A 15,052-nucleotide genomic window follows, 5' to 3' on the forward strand; every position below is an offset into this window, starting at 1 on the left:
GTGAGCGCTCGTCCGGCTTCGGCAACTTACCAAAGGAGACACGCCGCCGCGCGAGGAGAGGTCGCATAACGATCGCGTAACGGGTCGACGGTGACCAGAAGTGGCGCAACGGAACCGAGTGAGCACAGGGAAACGGCCGGGCGAAACGCCCGGCCGTCGCCGCTTTGTCCGTCAGATGCGCGCGCTCAGTCCACGTCCGCGGGGGCGGTGTCGATCGCTTCCTCGGTGGCGTACTCCGAGTCGACGACGACCTCCTTGTAGTTCTCGACGGTCACGTCGACCGGGTCGAGCAGGAAGGAGGGGACGAACTTGAAGCCGTTGTCGTAGGTGCCCCGGTCGTTCACGTCGGGGCTCGAGCCGTCGACGATCGCGCTCACCATGTCCACGGCGATCTCGGCGAGCAGGCGGGTGTCCTTGAAGACCGTCTCGGTCTGGCCGGTGCCCTCTTTGATCGCCTTGAGGGACCGCAGCTCGGCGTCCTGGCCGGTGATGATCGGGAAGTCGTCAGAGCCGGGCTCGAAGTCGGCCGCGACCAGCGCCTCGACGATGCCGCGGCTGATGCCGTCGTAGGGCGAGAGCACCGCATGGAGGGGCCGGTCCTGATAGTGGTCTTCGAGGAGCTTGGCCATCCGGGTCCGCGCGACCTTGCGGTCCCACTTCAGGGTGGACGTGACGTCCAGCTCGGTCTCGTTGGAGGGGATCACGACCGAGCCGCCGTAGATGTAGGGCTCGAGGGTGTCGAGGCCGCCCTGGAAGAAGTACTGGGAGTTGTTGTCGTCCGGCGAGCCCGAGAACAGCTCGATGTTGTACTGCTCGGTGGTGTCCTGGTCGAGACCCAGCTTCGTGATGATGTGGCTGGCCTGCAGCACGCCCACCTGGTAGTTGTCGAACGAGGCGTAGTAGTCGACGTCGGGCGTCTCGAGGATGAGCCGGTCGTAGGCGATGATCGTGATGCCGTCGTCCTTGGCCTTCCGGAGGACTCCGCCGAGGGAGGTGTTGCCGATGGCGGCGACGATGAGGAACTCGACGCCCTGCTCGATCATCGACTCGATCTGGGCGACCTGGGTGGGGATGTCGTCCTCGCCGTTTTCGAGGATGGTCTTGTAACCGAGGTCCTGCAGCCGCTTCTCGAGGTCGGCGCCCTCCAGTACCCACCGGTCGGACGTCATGGTGGGCATGGCGATGCCCGTGAAGCCGGTGAGCTGCTTGGAATCCTCGCCCTTGCCGCATGCGGCGAGCGATACGGCTGCGACGCCTGCCGTTCCGTACAACAGGCCGCGACGACTGAGGTGCATGGGGGACGTACTCCTTCGTACAGGGAGGGGGCTCATTTCACCCCCGAAACTTACACGAGTGGAAAGCTCGCCAAATCGGGTCATTCCGTGATCGAACCGTGTCCTGGAAGGAGGGACGAAACGGGATGGGAAGGCGCATCGCGCCTTATTCCCCCCGCTGCGTTCAAGGACCGTGCTCGAAGATTTCGCGACCATCCGGAACGAACGTAGAACCTGCGGGTGAAGCGCTTCCCGGCGGCCCCTCCGCAAAGCGACGGGCCTCGCTCCCACCGGGACGCTGTGATGACCTTCGATGTGATCGCGCAGGGACCGCATACGATTGCGGGCATGAGTGATCGGTGGATCGAGGTGGCCCCGCGCGTGTGGGTGCGACGCCTGAAGGAGCTGGACCAGACGCTGGGACTGGTCATCGGTGACGAGTGCTGCCTGGTGATCGACACCGGCATCAACGCCGAGGCGGGGTTCGAGTTCGCGACGGCGATCCGCGAGAAGACCGACCTGCCTTGGCAGGTGGCGTACACGCACGACCACTTCGACCACTGGTTCGGAACCTCCGCGTTCGGCGAGTCCGCGATCTGGGCGGTCGGGGACGGGGCCCACTACCTCCGCGTCGGCGACGAGGCCCGCAAGATCCGGGCCGCGTCGTATCGCAGGGAGGGCCGGGAGGAGGAGGCCCGCCGCATCGGCCGCACGAAGCTCGTGCCGCCGAACTGCCGGGTCACCGGTGCGATCGGGTTGAACCTGGGCGGGCGCACGGTGGTGCTGCGCCAGGCCGGCCTGGCGCACAGCGACACGGACATGGTGATCGAGGTGCCCGACGCGGGCGTCCTGTTCGCCGGGGACCTGCTGGAGAACGGCGCGCCGCCGTCGTACGACGGGGCCTTCCCGTACGAGTGGCCGCAGGCGGTCGAGTACCTGCTGAGCTGGAAGCCCTCGGTCGTGGTGCCTGGGCACGGCGACCCGGCGGACTACTGGTGGGCGCGGGCGCAGGCGAGGGACCTGGCCGAGGTGGCGCGGATGTGCGCCGAGGTGGCGCAGGGGTTCCTCACCGAGCAGGAGGCGTTGGCGCACAACCCGTTCGGCGAGGCGCCGATGCGGGCGGCCCTCGACCGGTGCAAGGCCCTGACCCCTCCCCCGCCGCCGGAGCCGGAGGCCCCTGCGGCGCAGCCGCAGACGCCGCCGCCTCCGGTGATCGTGTACGACATCTTCGACTACAGCGTCGACCTGACGCAGCGCTGAATTCGCGGCTCGCAGGCTTCGCCGCGATGGGCTGCGGACCGGCCTAATCGTCGAAGGGCTGGTCCTCGAAGCCGAGGTGCAGTTTGCGCAGCAGCGCGCCGAGCTGCTTCCGTTCCTCGTCGGTGAGGACCGACAGCGTCTCGAGTTGCAGGTCGACGCCGGTGCGCACGGCCTCCTCGATGACCTCGCGGCCGCGTTCGGTCATGCGGACCTTCAGGCCGCGCCGGTCGGCGGGGTCGGGCAGGCGCTCGACGAATCCGGCCGCCTCGAGCTTGTCGAGGCGCCCGGTGAGCCCGCCCGAGCTGAGCATCAGGGTCGCGCCGATCTCCTTGGGCGACAGGGTGAACGGCTCCCCCGACCGCCTGATCGAGGCGAGCACGTCGAATTCGTTGCGCCCCAGCCCCTGCCGGGCCCGGAGCTCGTGGAGCCGCGCGCCGAGCTTCTGCGAGATGCGGTGGATGCGCCCGTACAGGGCCATGGATTCGAGTTCGAGATCGGGCAGCTCGCGGTGCCACTGCTCGACGATCCTGTCAACGGCGTCGCGCTCCACGGCGTCTTCGGTCATGAGGGTCATTGTGGCCCACCTGCGTTCCTGTCGCTGAAGTACCTCGGGGTGATCTAACTCAAGCCAAAGTATCTTGACTTTAAGTAGCTTGAGAGTAATCTACTTCTTATCAAGTTACCCCAAGGAGCCACGATGCACCGCAGTACCAAGGACCTCCTCCTCACCGCCCTCGCCCCCGTCATGTGGGGCACCACCTACGTGGTGACCACCGAGTTCCTCCCCGCCGACCGCCCCTTCCTCACCGCCATGCTGCGGGCGCTCCCCGCCGGACTCCTCCTCATCCTCCTGTCACGAAGGCTTCCAAGGGGTTCCTGGTGGTGGAAGTCGGCCGTGATCGGCACGCTGAACATCGCCGCGTTCTTCGCCCTGCTCTTCATCGCGACCTACCGGCTCCCCGGCGGCGTCGCGGCCGTGGCGGCGGCCGTGGGCCCGCTGGCGACGGCGGGCGCGACGCTGCTGATCCTCCACCAGAAGGTGCGGCTGCGCACCTGGCTGCTGGGCCTCGCCGGCGTCGGCGGCGTCGGAATGGTCGTCCTGACCGCCGAAGCGGAGCTTGACACCATCGGCGCGGTGGCCGGCATCGGCGGCGCCGTCTCGATGGCGATCGCCGTGACCCTCACGAAGCGCTGGGGCATGCCGAAGGACGCGGGTCCGGCCGCCCTCGCGGGCTGGCAGCTCACCGCGGGCGGCCTCCTGCTCGTCCCCCTGGCCTTCGCGGTCGAAGGCGCCATCCCGGTGATGACCGGCACGAACCTGCTCGGCTACCTCTACCTCGGGCTCGTCAACACCGCGCTCGGCTACTGGCTCTGGTTCCGCGGCATCGGGCGGCTCTCGATCGTGCCCCTGAGCTTCCTGGGCCTGCTGTCCCCGCTCACGGCCGCCACGGTCGGCTGGCTCGCCCTCGGTGAGACGTTCGCGCCCTGGCAGACCGCCGGCTTCGCCGTGGCCCTGGCCGCGACGGTGGCCGCCCAGCTCCAGAACCGGCCGAAGGCTCCCGCGCCCGAGCCCGACCCGGAACCGAAGACCCTCGCCCGCATCTGATCCCGAGGCGGCCCGGCACGATCGCGCCGGGCCGCCGCACCGTTCCCGAAAGGACACCCCATGCGCATCATCGTTTTCGGAGCCGCCGGCAGCGTCGGCCACCGACCGTGGCTGACTAGCGCCGCGGCCACCTGACGCCGATCTGCCATCCGTTGTCACGGGCAACGGGACCAGCGGCGTTCACGAGCCCGACTTGCCGATGTTCACGACACGGACCAGGCGCTCGACCTCATCGAGGAAATACAGCACACGCCACGCACCGAAGTGCGCTCGCCGATAGCTCGGGCCCCAAGGCCGTGACTCCATCGGCTTCGGATCGGTCTCAAGACCGTCGATCGCGGCCAGCAGGGCCTCGACCGAGTCCGGATCGTCTTTGAGGTATCGGGTCGCCGCCGACAACGCCGACGGTTCCACCTCGACCCGATACGTCATTCTCCGCGACCCGCCGCTTCCAGTAGCGCCTTACGCGCCTCACTCCACGGGACTGGGGCGGCGGCGATGCCGAGCGCCCTGTCCCGCTCCAGTCTGGCGACGGCCAGGGCGTCTTCCAGATCCTCGATCAGATTCGGCGGCACGACGGCAGCCACGGGCTGGCCGTGGTCGGTGATGAGCACATGCTCGTTGCGCTGCACGCGGCGGGCGATAGCGCCGAGCTCCTTGCGAGCCTCGGTGATCGAATAAGTGTCTGCCATCAACAAAGTGTAACCTCTCATGCAGCTTTCCGGGAAGACCATCGGCCGCAGGGCGGGGTCGGCGGGTAGGCTCGGCTGCTGTGAGCGAGCCAGAGTTCTTGAGCACCACCCGGACCGGATACGACAAGATGGCCGAGGAGTACCACGACCTCGTGCGCGAGACCTGGGGCGAGAACCTCTTCGACCTGGCGATGCTGGAGGTGTTCGCGGGTCTCGCCAGGGCCGTCGATCCGCCTGCGGTCGCCGACATCGGCTGCGGCCCAGGGCATGTGACGGCACACCTGCGCGGACTGGGTCTCGACGCGGTCGGGATCGACCTCTCCCCCGAGCTGCTGGCGATCGCCCGCCGCGAATATCCCGGGACGGCGTTCGTCGAAGGGTCGATGACGGCGCTCGACCTCGCCGACGCCTCGTTGGGCGGCGTCCTCGCGCGGTGGTCGATCATCCACACGCCGCCTGAGCGGCTGCCCGAGGTGTTCGCCGAGTTCCACCGGGTGCTCGCGCCGGACGGCGTGCTGGTGCTGGGGTTCTTCGCGCACACCGACGACACCAGGCTGGGCTGGAAGTTCGACCACGCGGTCGCGCCGGCCTGGCGGCACTCGACCAACCGCCTCGCGGGCGTCCTGCGGGAGCACGGGTTCCGGGAGAAGGCGCGGCTGATCGAGTCGGCCTCGCCGCACAGCACGCGCGGCTTCGAAGCGGGTCACCTGATACTGCGCAAGCGCGGGGCCGAGGAGGCCTGAACGGCGAAGGGCCGCAACCGTTCCGGTTGCGGCCCTTCGCTGTCAGACCATCTTGCGTTTGTAGGCGCGCATCGCGAGCGGGGCGGTGACGGCGAAGATCGCCACGGCCCACACGAACGTCCACATCAGCGGTTGGGCGATGGGGCCGAACGACAGCAGGCCCCTCATGGCGTCCGCGAGGTGCGTGACCGGGTTGACCTTCGCCCAGGCCTGCATGAAGCCGGGCATCGTGTTGATGTCGACGAAGGCACTGGAGGTGAAGGTCAGCGGCATGATGATCACGAACGCGTAGATCTGGACCTTCTCCTCCGAGTCCGCGACCACGCCCATCAGCACCGAGATCCACGAGATCGCCAGCGCGAAGACCACGAGCACCAGCATCGCGAGGAATGCGCCTGCCACGGTGCGCAGCTCGAAGCCCATGAGGAGGCCCAGGCCGAGCATGACCACGATCGACCAGACCTGCTTGAACATGTCCGCGAAGATCTTGCCGGCGAGCGGCGCGGAGCGGGCGATCGGCAGGGAGCGGAAGCGGTCGTACACGCCTTTGCGCAGGTCGGCGTTGATGCCGGTGCCCGTGTACATGGTGAGGAAGATGGCGTTCTGGGCGATGAGGCCGCCGAGGACGTACTGGAGGTAGTCCGAAGTGGATCCGGCCATCTGGCCGCCGAAGACGTAGACGAACAGCAGCAGGAACATGATCGGGCTGAGGCTGAGGTCGACGAGTTCGAACGGGTTGTGCTTGATGCGGACCATCTGCCGCCAGGCCATGGAGAGGGTCTGGCTGACGGTGGCGCCGATCCCGGGGCGGTGGACCACCGGGGTTTCGATGGTGGCGGCGGTCATTTCGCGGGCTCCTCGGTCTGGGCGGCGCTGTCGAGATCGGTGCCTTCGGCATCGGTGTCTTCGGATTCGGTGCGGCGGCCGGTGAGGGTCAGGAAGACCTCGTCGAGGCTGGAGAGTCCGAGGTGGAACTCGGTGAGCGCGATGCCGCGGTCGCGCAGGTCGGCGGCGAGGGCCGGCATGATGCCGTCGTCGTTGACGCCGACGGTGATCGCCCCGGCCTCGACCACGGGTTCGAGTTCGGGGAAGCGGGCGGCGACGAGGTCGCGCACGGTGTCGAGCCGGGCGTGGTCCTCCGGCTGGATGCGCAGGCTCTGGCCGCCGATCTTGGCCTTGAGCTGGGTCGGCGTGCCGGTGGCGATGACCTTGCCGTGGTCGATGACGGCGATCTCGTGGGCGAGCTGGTCGGCCTCTTCGAGGTACTGCGTGGTGAGCAGGACGGTGGTGCCGTCGGCGACGAGGCCGCGCACGAGTCCCCAGAGCTCACCGCGCGCCCTGGGATCGAGCCCGGTGGTGGGCTCGTCGAGGAAGAGGATGCGGGGCCGTCCGACGAGGCTGGCGGCCAGGTCGAGGCGGCGGCGCATGCCGCCGGAGTAGGCCTTCGCGGGCTTCTCGGCGGCGTCGGAGAGGTTGAACTGGGCGAGCAGTTCGCGGGCGCGGGCCTTGGCGTCCCGGGTGGGCATGCCGAGGAGGCGGCCGATGAACCGCAGGTTCTCCTCGCCGGTGAGCAGTTCGTCGACGCCGGCGAACTGGCCGGTGAGGCCGATGAACGTGCGCACCTGGGCGCCGTCCTTGACGATGTCGTAGCCGCCCACGCGGGCGGTCCCGGCCGTGGGCTGGGAGAGGGTGGCGAGCATGCGGACCATGGTGGTCTTGCCCGCGCCGTTGGGGCCGAGGACGCCGAGCACGGTCCCGGCCCGGGCCGTGAGGTCGACGTGGTCGAGTGCGACGAGGTCGCCGAAGTGCTTGGTCAGGCCCTCGGTTTCGATGGCGTTGTCTTGCGACACTTCGTCCTCCTTCGGAGTGGTGTCGTGGAAGGGTTTCGAGTTCTGGTTTCCGGGGCAGCGTGCACCCGAGATCATGATGTCATACTGATGCGTGTTTGACATCACCTTTGTGGTGGCGGTTCGCCGTACCGTGCGCGGCGTACACCGGAACTCGATCATGCACCCGGGGTGTGACATCCGGGGTGCGATCGGCGTTTAGAGGGTCTGGAGGAGCTTCCGGATGCGCTTTTCGCTGACCTGGTAGCGGGTGCCGAGCTGCTGCGCGAAGAAGCTCACGCGCAGTTCTTCGAGCATCCAGCGGACCTCGCGGCCCTCACCGGAGCGGAGTGCGGCCGGCCGGGTGCGCGCGAGCGAGTCCCGTTCGGCCTCAAGGGACTGGATGACGTCCATCTTGCCCTTGTCCGCGGCCACGTCGGCGACCGCGCGCTTGGCGCGGAAGCTGATGGCCTTCACGTAGCGGAGCAGGTCGTCGAGGCGCCACCAGCCGGTCGCGCCCACGAAACCGTCCGCGCCGACGAGCCCTTCGAGCTGGCGGCGCATGTCGCTCAGTGCCGGGAGCACGCGCAGGTCGAACTTGCCCTCGAGGAGCCGGGACGCCTCGCGCGCCTCGGTCAGCACCGCCGCGGCCTTGCGGGCCACCGCGGCGGCCTCACCCGCGACCTCCGGCCGCGCGCGCTTGAGCAGTGCCTCGAAGCCCTCGCGGTCCCAGGCCGGGCCGCCGCCTTCGATGAGGACCTTGTCGAGGACCGTGCGCACGCAGTCGGCCAGGAGCGCGTCCACGTTCGCGTAGGACCCGGTGGCCAGCGCCAGCTGCTCGTTGCGGGTCAGGGCGTCTTTGAGGCGCGGGTCGGGGCAGTTCAGGCGCAGGAGCCGGCGCGTGCCCGCCCACATGTTCGCGGCCTGCGAACCAGGATCGGGGAAGGCCTTGATGCCGACCGATCCGCCCTCGTCGACCAGCGCCGGGTAGGCCTTCGCGGTGTAGCCCTTGCGCGGGGTCTCGTGGATCTTCGGCAGCGCGTCGAAGTCCCAGGTCTTGAGGCCGGTGCGTTCGAGGTCGAAGGCCTCGGACGCGGCCTCCTGGGTCTTGGGGGCGAGCTGGCGCTGGAGCGCGCCGAGTTCCTTGCCTTCGGCGAGGACCGTGCCCTCCTCGTCCTTGACCTGGAAGGTGACCAGGAGGTGCCCGGGGACCTTCGTGAGGTCGAAGGCGTCTTCGGGGACGTGCACGTGGGTCATCGACTTGAGCGTGTCCGCGAGCGCGGCCATCATGGGCCGGCCGGGGGCGGGCGCCATGCGGGCGACGGCGGCCCTCGCGAAGTCGGGGGCGGGCACGAAGCTGCGGCGCAGGGACTTGGGAAGGCTCTTGATGAGCGCTTCGGCGAACTCGGCGCGCAGGCCCGGGACCTGCCAGGTGAAGGCGTCCTGGTCGAGTTGCTGGAGCGCCGGGAGCGGGACGGCGACGGTGACGCCGTCGCGGGCGGAGCCGGGTTCGAACTCGTAGTCGAGTTCGAGGTCGGCGCCTTCGGAGGTCCAGACCTCGGGGTACGCGTCGGCGGCGACGCCTTCGGCGCGGTCGCCCAGCAGCAGCGACTCGTCGAAGTCGAGCAGGGTCTTGTCCTGCTGCTTCTTCCACCAGGAGTCGAAGTGGCGGCCGGAGACGATGTCGGCCGGGAGGCGCTCGTCGTAGAAGTCGAAGAGGGTCTGCTCGTCGGCGAGGAGGCCGCGCTGGCGCACCCGGTTCTCCAGCTCTTCGACCTCGCTGATCTTGGCGAGGTTCTGGGCGAGGAACTTGTGGTGGGTGTCCCATTCGGCCTGGACGAGGGCGTGGCGGATGAACAGCTCACGGCTGGTCTCGACGTCGATGCGGCCGAAGTTGACCTTGCGGCGGGCGACGATCGGGACGCCGTAGAGGGTGACGCGCTCGAACGCGAGCACCGCCCCGGCCTTCTTCGACCAGTGCGGTTCGGAGTAGGTGCGCTTGCTGAGGTGCTCGGCGAGCGGCTCGACCCATTCCGGTTCGATCTTGGCGCACACGCGGCCCCACAGGCGGCTCGTCTCCACGAGCTCGCCGGCGACGACCCAGCGCGGCTGCTTCTTGGCGAGGCCCGAGCCGGGGAAGATCGCGAACTTGGCGTTGCGCCCGCCGAGGTACTCGCGGGTGTCGGCCTCTTTGACGCCGATGTGGGAGAGGAGCCCGGCCAGGAGCGCGGTGTGGACCTTCTTGGGGTCGGGGGTGGTGCCCGGGTCCTCGATCGCGATCTTGAGGCTCTTGAGGACGCCGAGGATCTGGCGCACCAGGTCCTGCCACTCGCGGATGCGCAGGTAATGCAGGTACTCCTGCTTGCACATGCGCCGGAAGGAGCTGGAGGAGCGGGTCTTGCGCTCGTCTTCGAGGTACCGCCACAGGTTGAGGTAGGCGGAGAAGTCGGAGTCGGGGTCGTTGAAGCGCGCGTGGGACTGGTCGGCCTGGGCGCGCTTGTCCGACGGGCGCTCCTTCGGGTCCTGAATGGACATGGCGGCGGTGATGACCGCGACGGCGTGGACGCAGCCCTCCTCGCGGGCCTGGAGGATCATGCGGGCCAGGCGCGGGTCGATCGGCAGCTTCGCGATGTCGCGCCCCGCTTTGGTGAGGCGCCGCTCGCCGTCGCGCACGTCCTCGAGAGCACCGAGCTCCACCAGGAGGTCCATGCCGTCCTTGATGTTCCGCGAGTCCGGCGCGTCGACGAACGGGAAGGACTCGACCCGGCCGAGCTTCGCCGCGGTCATCTGCAGGATGACGCTCGCGAGGTTGGTGCGCAGGATCTCCGCGTCCGTGAACTCCGGGCGGGCGTTGAAGTCGTCCTCGGAGTAGAGGCGGATGCAGACGCCTTCGGCGACGCGGCCGCAGCGGCCCGCCCGCTGGTTGGCGCTGGCCTGGCTGATCGCCTCGATGGGGAGGCGCTGCACCTTGGTGCGGGCCGAGTAGCGGGAGATGCGGGCGTACCCGGCGTCGATGACGTACCGGATGCCCGGCACCGTCAGGGAGGTCTCGGCGACGTTGGTGGAGAGGATGATGCGGCGGCCGGTGTGCGAGGAGAAGACCCGGTGCTGCTCCTGCGCGGACAGGCGCGCGTACAGCGGGACGACCTCGGTGTGGCGGAGTTTCGCCTTCTCGAGGGCGTCGGCGGTGTCGCGGATCTCCTGCTCGCCGGAGAGGAAGACGAGGATGTCGCCGTCCCCGAGTCGCCCCAGTTCGTTGACGGCGTCGAGGATGCCGTCGATCTGGTCGCGCTGCTCCTCGCCGTCCTCGGCCTGCAGCGGCCGGTAGCGGATCTCGACGGGGTAGGTGCGGCCGGAGACCTCGAGAATCGGGGCCGGGCCCTTCTCCCCCGCGAAATGATTCGAGAAGCGCTCGGGGTCGATGGTCGCGGAGGTGACGATGACCTTGAGGTCGGGGCGCTTGGGGAGGATCTGGCGCAGGCACCCGAGGATGAAGTCGATGTTGAGGCTGCGCTCGTGCGCCTCGTCGATGATGATCGTGTCGTACGCGCTCAGCAGCCGGTCGTGCTGGATCTCGGTGAGCAGGATGCCGTCCGTCATCAGCTTGACGTAGCTCTTGTCCGACACCTGGTCGGTGAAGCGGACCTTCCAGCCCACGGCCTCGCCGAGCGGCGACCCGACCTCTTCGGCGATGCGCTCGGCCACCGCGCGGGCGGCGATGCGCCGCGGCTGCGTGTGCCCGATCATGCCGCGCACGCCGCGGCCGAGTTCGAGGCAGATCTTCGGGATCTGCGTGGTCTTGCCCGAGCCGGTCTCGCCCGCGATGATCACGACCTGGTTGTCGCGGATCGCCTCGAGGATGTCGTCCTTGCGCTGCGAGACGGGCAGCTCTTCGGGGTAGACGATCTTCGGGACGCCGGCCGCGCGGGCCGCCAGCGCGGCCTCTTTCCGCTCGACCTCGGCCTCGAGCTTCGCGAAGGCCTCGGCGCGGGCCGGTCCTTCCGCTTCGCGGGCCTCGCGCAGGCGGCGGCGCAGCGCACGCTGATCGGCCGTGCGCAGGGCGAAGACGCGCTCGCGCAGGCTGGTTCGGGAGTCGGGGACGCTACTGGGCATGACGAGGGTCAAGGATACGTGGGCACCCGGGCCGGTCGCCACGCATTAACCGCCGCAGTGGGTCAGTCGTCTTCGAGGTCTCCGCACAGCACCCGGTCGGCGTCCAGGCCCTCGGACTCGGTGAGCGCCTGAGGAGCGTGGACGACGACGCTCTCGGCCCGGTCGTCGAGCACGAGGTCGGTCGAGACCGTGGCGGAGCCGACACCCGTGTCCGAGGTCCTGAAGCTCAGTTCGATGATGTTCCCGGCCGCGTCCTCCCCGTTCGGGTCGGCGAGCCAGTGGCCGCCGCCGGGCGGGTTCTCGTCGCATTCGCCGTCGTGGACGTGCGCCATGTACTCGGTGCTCGGGGCGAGGCCGACCACCGCGAGCTGGACCGAGGTGCTGCCGGTCGAGGAGACGTCGGCGGTGCCGGTCGCCCGCGGGGCCGCCTCCTTCCAAGCCGTCGTGACCGCGAGCGCGGCGCTCCACGCACCGCCCAGCTCGGGGTCCTTCGGGTCGTCGTCGCCGCAGCCCGCGAGGACTCCGGCGAGGACGACCGCGGCCAGGGTCGTTGCTCGGGTGGACGGCATCGGCGCTCCTTCATCGTTGGGCGAACCCAGTATCGGCCCGCCGATGCCGTCCATCCGGGATTCCACGCCGGTCGCTACGCCGCGACCGGAACGTCGACCGCGATCCCCTCCCCGCGCGTCAGCTCCACCCGGCGCGTCAGGCCCAGCCCGTCGAGGAACGCCTCGTCGTGGCTCACGACCACCAGCGCCCCCTGGAACGCCGTGAGCGCCTGCTGGAGCTGCCGAATCGAGCTCATGTCGAGGTTGTTCGTCGGCTCGTCGAGCAGGAGCAGCTGCGGCGCCGGCTGCGAGGACAGCACGGCGGCGAGGGCCGCCCGCAGGCGCTGGCCGCCGGAGAGGGTCGACACCAGCTGGAAGACCGAGTCGCGGCGCATCCCGAAGCGGGCCAGGCGGGTCCGCAGGATCTTCTCCGGGGCCTCGGGCGCTTTGGCGCGCACGTTGTCGAGCACGCTCGCGTCGTCGTCGAGCAGTTCCAGCCGCTGGGTGAGGAAGCCGTGCGGGACGCGGGCGGCGTCGGCGATCGCGCGCAGCAGCGTGGTCTTGCCCGCGCCGTTGTCCCCGGTGACCGCCACGCGCTCGGGGCCGCGGAGGTGCAGTCCGAGGCCGCCTTCCCCGTAGAGGTCGCTCACTTTGAGCCCCTTGATGATCGCGATGTCGCGGTGGGAGGAGACGCTGGTCTCGGGCAGGTCGATGCTGATCCCGCCGTCGTCGCGCAGGCCCTCCTCGGCCTCGTCGAGGCGGTCGCGGGCCTCGGCCACGTCGTCGAGCTTCGCGTTGAGCAGCTTCGCGGAGGACACCTCGCCGGCGTTCTTCTTGGCGTTGAGCAGTATTTTCGGCGTGCCGCCGCGCGCCTGCTCGCGGCGCCAGGACGAGGCGCCCCGGTCGTTCTGGGTGCGGGCGGCGATGAGCTCCTTCTTCTGGCGGGTGAGGTCCTGCTTGGCGTCGCGCACGGCGCGGGCGGCGGCCTCCTGCTCGGCTTCGATGACCTGCTCGTAGGCGCTGTAGTTGCCCTCGAAGACGCGGATGCGTCCCTTGTAGAGGTCGGCTACGGCGTCCACGTGCTCCAGCAGCGCCCGGTCGTGGCTCACGACCACGAGGGTGCCGTTGAAGCGCCGGATCGCCTGGTAAAGGCGCTTCCTCGCCGAGGTGTCGAGGTTGTTCGACGGCTCGTCGAGGAGCAGCACGTCGGGGCGGCGCACGAGGCGGCCGGCCAGGCCCACGAGCATCGACTCGCCGCCGGACAGGGTGCCGACGGTGCGGTCGAAGCCCACGTGGTCGAGCCCGAGTTCGTCGAGGGCCACGCGGGAGCGGTCCAGGAAGTCCCAGTCCTCGCCGATCACGTTGAAGTTGGCCTCGTCCACGTCGCCGGCCTCGATGGCCGCCAGCGCGCGGCGCTTCCCGGCGATGCCGAGCAGGTCGGACACGGTGTCGCCCAAGCGGAGCGGCAGCTCCTGCGGGAGGTACTCGATGAGCCCGGAGGCCGTGATCGTGCCCGACTCTGGCTTCAGGAGGCCGGCGACGAGCTTCAGCAGGGTCGACTTGCCGGTGCCGTTGTCGCCGATGAGCGCGGTGCGGCCGTCGGAGAAGACGACGTCGAGCCCGTCGAAGACCCGCTCGCCCTCGGGCCAGAGGAAGCGCAGCTGCTGGACGTTGATATAGGTGGTCATGAGACCTCTCTCAGGTCGATGTGGAACGGAATCGAGATGAGAGACATCGCGCCGGAGACGGCAGAGAAGAAAAGGAATCCCGGGAACAGGCACCCTCTTGATCGAAGACACACCGGTCACGTGCACAGAGACGTGATGGCGCGATGTCTACGACCTAGAGCTTCAAGTGAGTGCCTAACGTCGGGAACAAGGACGTCGTCAAGGTTAGGCCAGGGTCGAGGGCGTCGTCAAGGGAGATGACCGCCACGGGCCTCGTGCTGGGCGGCCCGTGGCGGTGCAGGCGCGGCTAGCAGGCGGCGGCCGGCCGCCAGACGCCCCATTCGCCGGTGGTGCCCGGCTCCTCTCCGGTGGTCCACCAGCCGGCGCGGTAGGTGATGCCGTTGTGCGTGACGGTGTCGCCGGCGGTGTAGACGGCCGCGGCGTCCCAGGCGCCGCAGTCGGTGCCGCCCGTGGGCTGCTCGGTGGGGGCGTCGGTGGTCGGCGCGGTCGTGGGGGTCTCCTCGCCGCTGCCGCCGAAGTGGACGTCGATGCAGGAGTAGAAGGCGTTCACGGTGTCGGCGATGTTCCAGACGCTGAGGACGAGGTGCTGTCCGCTGCGCTCGGGCAGGGTCACGCTGTGGGTCATCGTGTGGTCGGGCCGGGCGCCGCCCATGTTGAAGGAGGCGAAGGGCTTGAGGTCGAGCATGTCGCGGGTGAGCGGCTTCGTCGGGTCGTAGCGGTCGTTGGTGAGGTAGTAGTCGAAGGTCGCCGTGGCGTGCGCGGCGGTCATCGTCCAGGTGAACGTCCGGGTGCCGGCGTTCACGGGGGTGGTGGGCCAGTCGCCGCCGCGCGGGTCGTCGAGTTCGGCGAACTCGGCGTGGCCGCCCGAGCAGATCTCGCCGTCGGCGGGTCCGGCGGCGGGGAAGCCCTTGGGGCCTTCGACGCTCTGGGGTTCGTAGGAGATGGCGCCGCAGTCGGCGACTTCGCCGTCGGCGCAGAGCGCCGAGCGGCTCGGCGGGTCTGAGGTGTAGCCGTGGCCCCAGGCCAGGGCCGCCATGGACGCCGAGACCGCGAGGGTTGCGGCGCCGGCGATGGACAGGATGATTTTGCGCTTCGCGCGCATCTTCGTCTCCTATCGACGATGGGTCAGCAGGCCTTCAACGCATCGATGAAAGTCGATGAACTGAATTAGAAAGGAACCTAACAGTTAAGGTTGCTCAACACAAGGGGCAAGCGCGCGCCAATCACCGCAACCCGCATACGCGTGCTCTTTTCGCACGCAACGGCAATGGCCGCACGCGAAGCGCGTGCGGCCATTGCCGA

General features: G+C 69.2%; 13 protein-coding genes. 3 read left to right on the forward strand and 10 right to left on the reverse strand.

Annotated elements, in window-relative coordinates:
* Positions 1 to 185 precede the first annotated feature (185 nt).
* Positions 186 to 1,295, reverse strand: a complete 1,110-nt coding sequence (locus AB0I03_RS18270; RefSeq protein ID WP_360414136.1) for a sugar-binding protein — start codon at positions 1,293 to 1,295, stop codon at positions 186 to 188.
* Positions 1,296 to 1,622: 327 nt separating this feature from the next.
* On the opposite strand from AB0I03_RS18270, the gene AB0I03_RS18275 reads away from it, so the two are divergent.
* Positions 1,623 to 2,534 carry an MBL fold metallo-hydrolase gene (locus AB0I03_RS18275; RefSeq protein ID WP_360414139.1) on the forward strand — a complete coding sequence of 304 codons (912 nt, stop codon included), beginning with the start codon at positions 1,623 to 1,625 and terminating at the stop codon, positions 2,532 to 2,534.
* A gap of 43 nt (positions 2,535 to 2,577) precedes the next feature.
* Here the strand turns inward: AB0I03_RS18275 and AB0I03_RS18280 are convergent, their stop codons facing one another.
* Complete coding sequence (locus tag AB0I03_RS18280) at positions 2,578 to 3,099, reverse strand: MarR family transcriptional regulator (protein ID WP_360414142.1); 522 nt, start codon at positions 3,097 to 3,099, stop codon at positions 2,578 to 2,580.
* Positions 3,100 to 3,231: 132 nt separating this feature from the next.
* On the opposite strand from AB0I03_RS18280, the gene AB0I03_RS18285 reads away from it, so the two are divergent.
* Entirely contained in the window at positions 3,232 to 4,140 is a 909-nt protein-coding gene (locus AB0I03_RS18285) for an EamA family transporter (protein ID WP_360414145.1), read from the forward strand.
* Positions 4,141 to 4,320: 180 nt separating this feature from the next.
* Here AB0I03_RS18285 and AB0I03_RS18290 read toward each other — a convergent pair whose 3' ends face one another.
* Both AB0I03_RS18290 and AB0I03_RS18295 read right to left on the reverse strand, forming a co-directional pair.
* Positions 4,321 to 4,572, reverse strand: a complete 252-nt coding sequence (locus AB0I03_RS18290; RefSeq protein ID WP_360414148.1) for a type II toxin-antitoxin system RelE/ParE family toxin — start codon at positions 4,570 to 4,572, stop codon at positions 4,321 to 4,323.
* Positions 4,569 to 4,832, reverse strand: a complete 264-nt coding sequence (locus AB0I03_RS18295) for a type II toxin-antitoxin system Phd/YefM family antitoxin (RefSeq protein WP_360414151.1) — start codon at positions 4,830 to 4,832, stop codon at positions 4,569 to 4,571. The genes AB0I03_RS18290 and AB0I03_RS18295 overlap by 4 nt, the downstream gene beginning before the upstream one ends.
* Before the next feature lie 80 nt (positions 4,833 to 4,912).
* On the opposite strand from AB0I03_RS18295, the gene AB0I03_RS18300 reads away from it, so the two are divergent.
* Positions 4,913 to 5,575, forward strand: a complete 663-nt coding sequence (locus tag AB0I03_RS18300; RefSeq protein ID WP_360414154.1) for a class I SAM-dependent methyltransferase — start codon at positions 4,913 to 4,915, stop codon at positions 5,573 to 5,575.
* 42 nt (positions 5,576 to 5,617) lie between these two features.
* Here AB0I03_RS18300 and AB0I03_RS18305 read toward each other — a convergent pair whose 3' ends face one another.
* From AB0I03_RS18305 to AB0I03_RS18330, 6 genes are all read right to left on the reverse strand, one after another.
* Positions 5,618 to 6,421, reverse strand: coding sequence for an ABC transporter permease (locus AB0I03_RS18305; protein ID WP_360414157.1), 804 nt, complete (start codon positions 6,419 to 6,421; stop codon positions 5,618 to 5,620).
* Positions 6,418 to 7,425 (reverse strand): ATP-binding cassette domain-containing protein, encoded by a 1,008-nt coding sequence (locus tag AB0I03_RS18310; RefSeq protein ID WP_360414160.1) that lies wholly within the window; start codon positions 7,423 to 7,425, stop codon positions 6,418 to 6,420. Before AB0I03_RS18310 ends, AB0I03_RS18305 begins: the two co-directional genes overlap by 4 nt.
* Before the next feature lie 195 nt (positions 7,426 to 7,620).
* Complete coding sequence (gene hrpA, locus AB0I03_RS18315) at positions 7,621 to 11,514, reverse strand: ATP-dependent RNA helicase HrpA (protein ID WP_360414163.1); 3,894 nt, start codon at positions 11,512 to 11,514, stop codon at positions 7,621 to 7,623.
* 62 nt (positions 11,515 to 11,576) lie between these two features.
* Positions 11,577 to 12,083 carry a hypothetical protein gene (locus AB0I03_RS18320; RefSeq protein WP_360414166.1) on the reverse strand — a complete coding sequence of 169 codons (507 nt, stop codon included), beginning with the start codon at positions 12,081 to 12,083 and terminating at the stop codon, positions 11,577 to 11,579.
* A gap of 74 nt (positions 12,084 to 12,157) precedes the next feature.
* On the reverse strand, positions 12,158 to 13,750 hold the full coding sequence (locus tag AB0I03_RS18325; protein ID WP_360414169.1) for an ABC-F family ATP-binding cassette domain-containing protein: 1,593 nt from the start codon (positions 13,748 to 13,750) through the stop codon (positions 12,158 to 12,160).
* 286 nt (positions 13,751 to 14,036) lie between these two features.
* Positions 14,037 to 14,852 (reverse strand): lytic polysaccharide monooxygenase, encoded by an 816-nt coding sequence (locus AB0I03_RS18330; protein WP_360414172.1) that lies wholly within the window; start codon positions 14,850 to 14,852, stop codon positions 14,037 to 14,039.
* Positions 14,853 to 15,052: the final 200 nt, after the last annotated feature.

Source organism: Glycomyces sp. NPDC021274 (genome assembly GCF_040641195.1).
GTDB lineage: Bacteria > Actinomycetota > Actinomycetes > Mycobacteriales > Micromonosporaceae > Glycomyces.

Coding starts and splice junctions, on each gene's coding strand:
- AB0I03_RS18285 (WP_360414145.1), top strand. CDS start 3,232: ATGCACCGCAGTACCAAGGACCTCCTCCTCACCGCCCTCGCCCCCGTC.
- AB0I03_RS18305 (WP_360414157.1), bottom strand. CDS start 6,421: ATGACCGCCGCCACCATCGAAACCCCGGTGGTCCACCGCCCCGGGATC.
- AB0I03_RS18330 (WP_360414172.1), bottom strand. CDS start 14,852: ATGCGCGCGAAGCGCAAAATCATCCTGTCCATCGCCGGCGCCGCAACC.
- hrpA (WP_360414163.1), bottom strand. CDS start 11,514: ATGCCCAGTAGCGTCCCCGACTCCCGAACCAGCCTGCGCGAGCGCGTC.
- AB0I03_RS18295 (WP_360414151.1), bottom strand. CDS start 4,832: ATGGCAGACACTTATTCGATCACCGAGGCTCGCAAGGAGCTCGGCGCT.
- AB0I03_RS18280 (WP_360414142.1), bottom strand. CDS start 3,099: ATGACCGAAGACGCCGTGGAGCGCGACGCCGTTGACAGGATCGTCGAG.
- AB0I03_RS18275 (WP_360414139.1), top strand. CDS start 1,623: ATGAGTGATCGGTGGATCGAGGTGGCCCCGCGCGTGTGGGTGCGACGC.
- AB0I03_RS18290 (WP_360414148.1), bottom strand. CDS start 4,572: ATGACGTATCGGGTCGAGGTGGAACCGTCGGCGTTGTCGGCGGCGACC.
- AB0I03_RS18320 (WP_360414166.1), bottom strand. CDS start 12,083: ATGCCGTCCACCCGAGCAACGACCCTGGCCGCGGTCGTCCTCGCCGGA.
- AB0I03_RS18325 (WP_360414169.1), bottom strand. CDS start 13,750: ATGACCACCTATATCAACGTCCAGCAGCTGCGCTTCCTCTGGCCCGAG.
- AB0I03_RS18270 (WP_360414136.1), bottom strand. CDS start 1,295: ATGCACCTCAGTCGTCGCGGCCTGTTGTACGGAACGGCAGGCGTCGCA.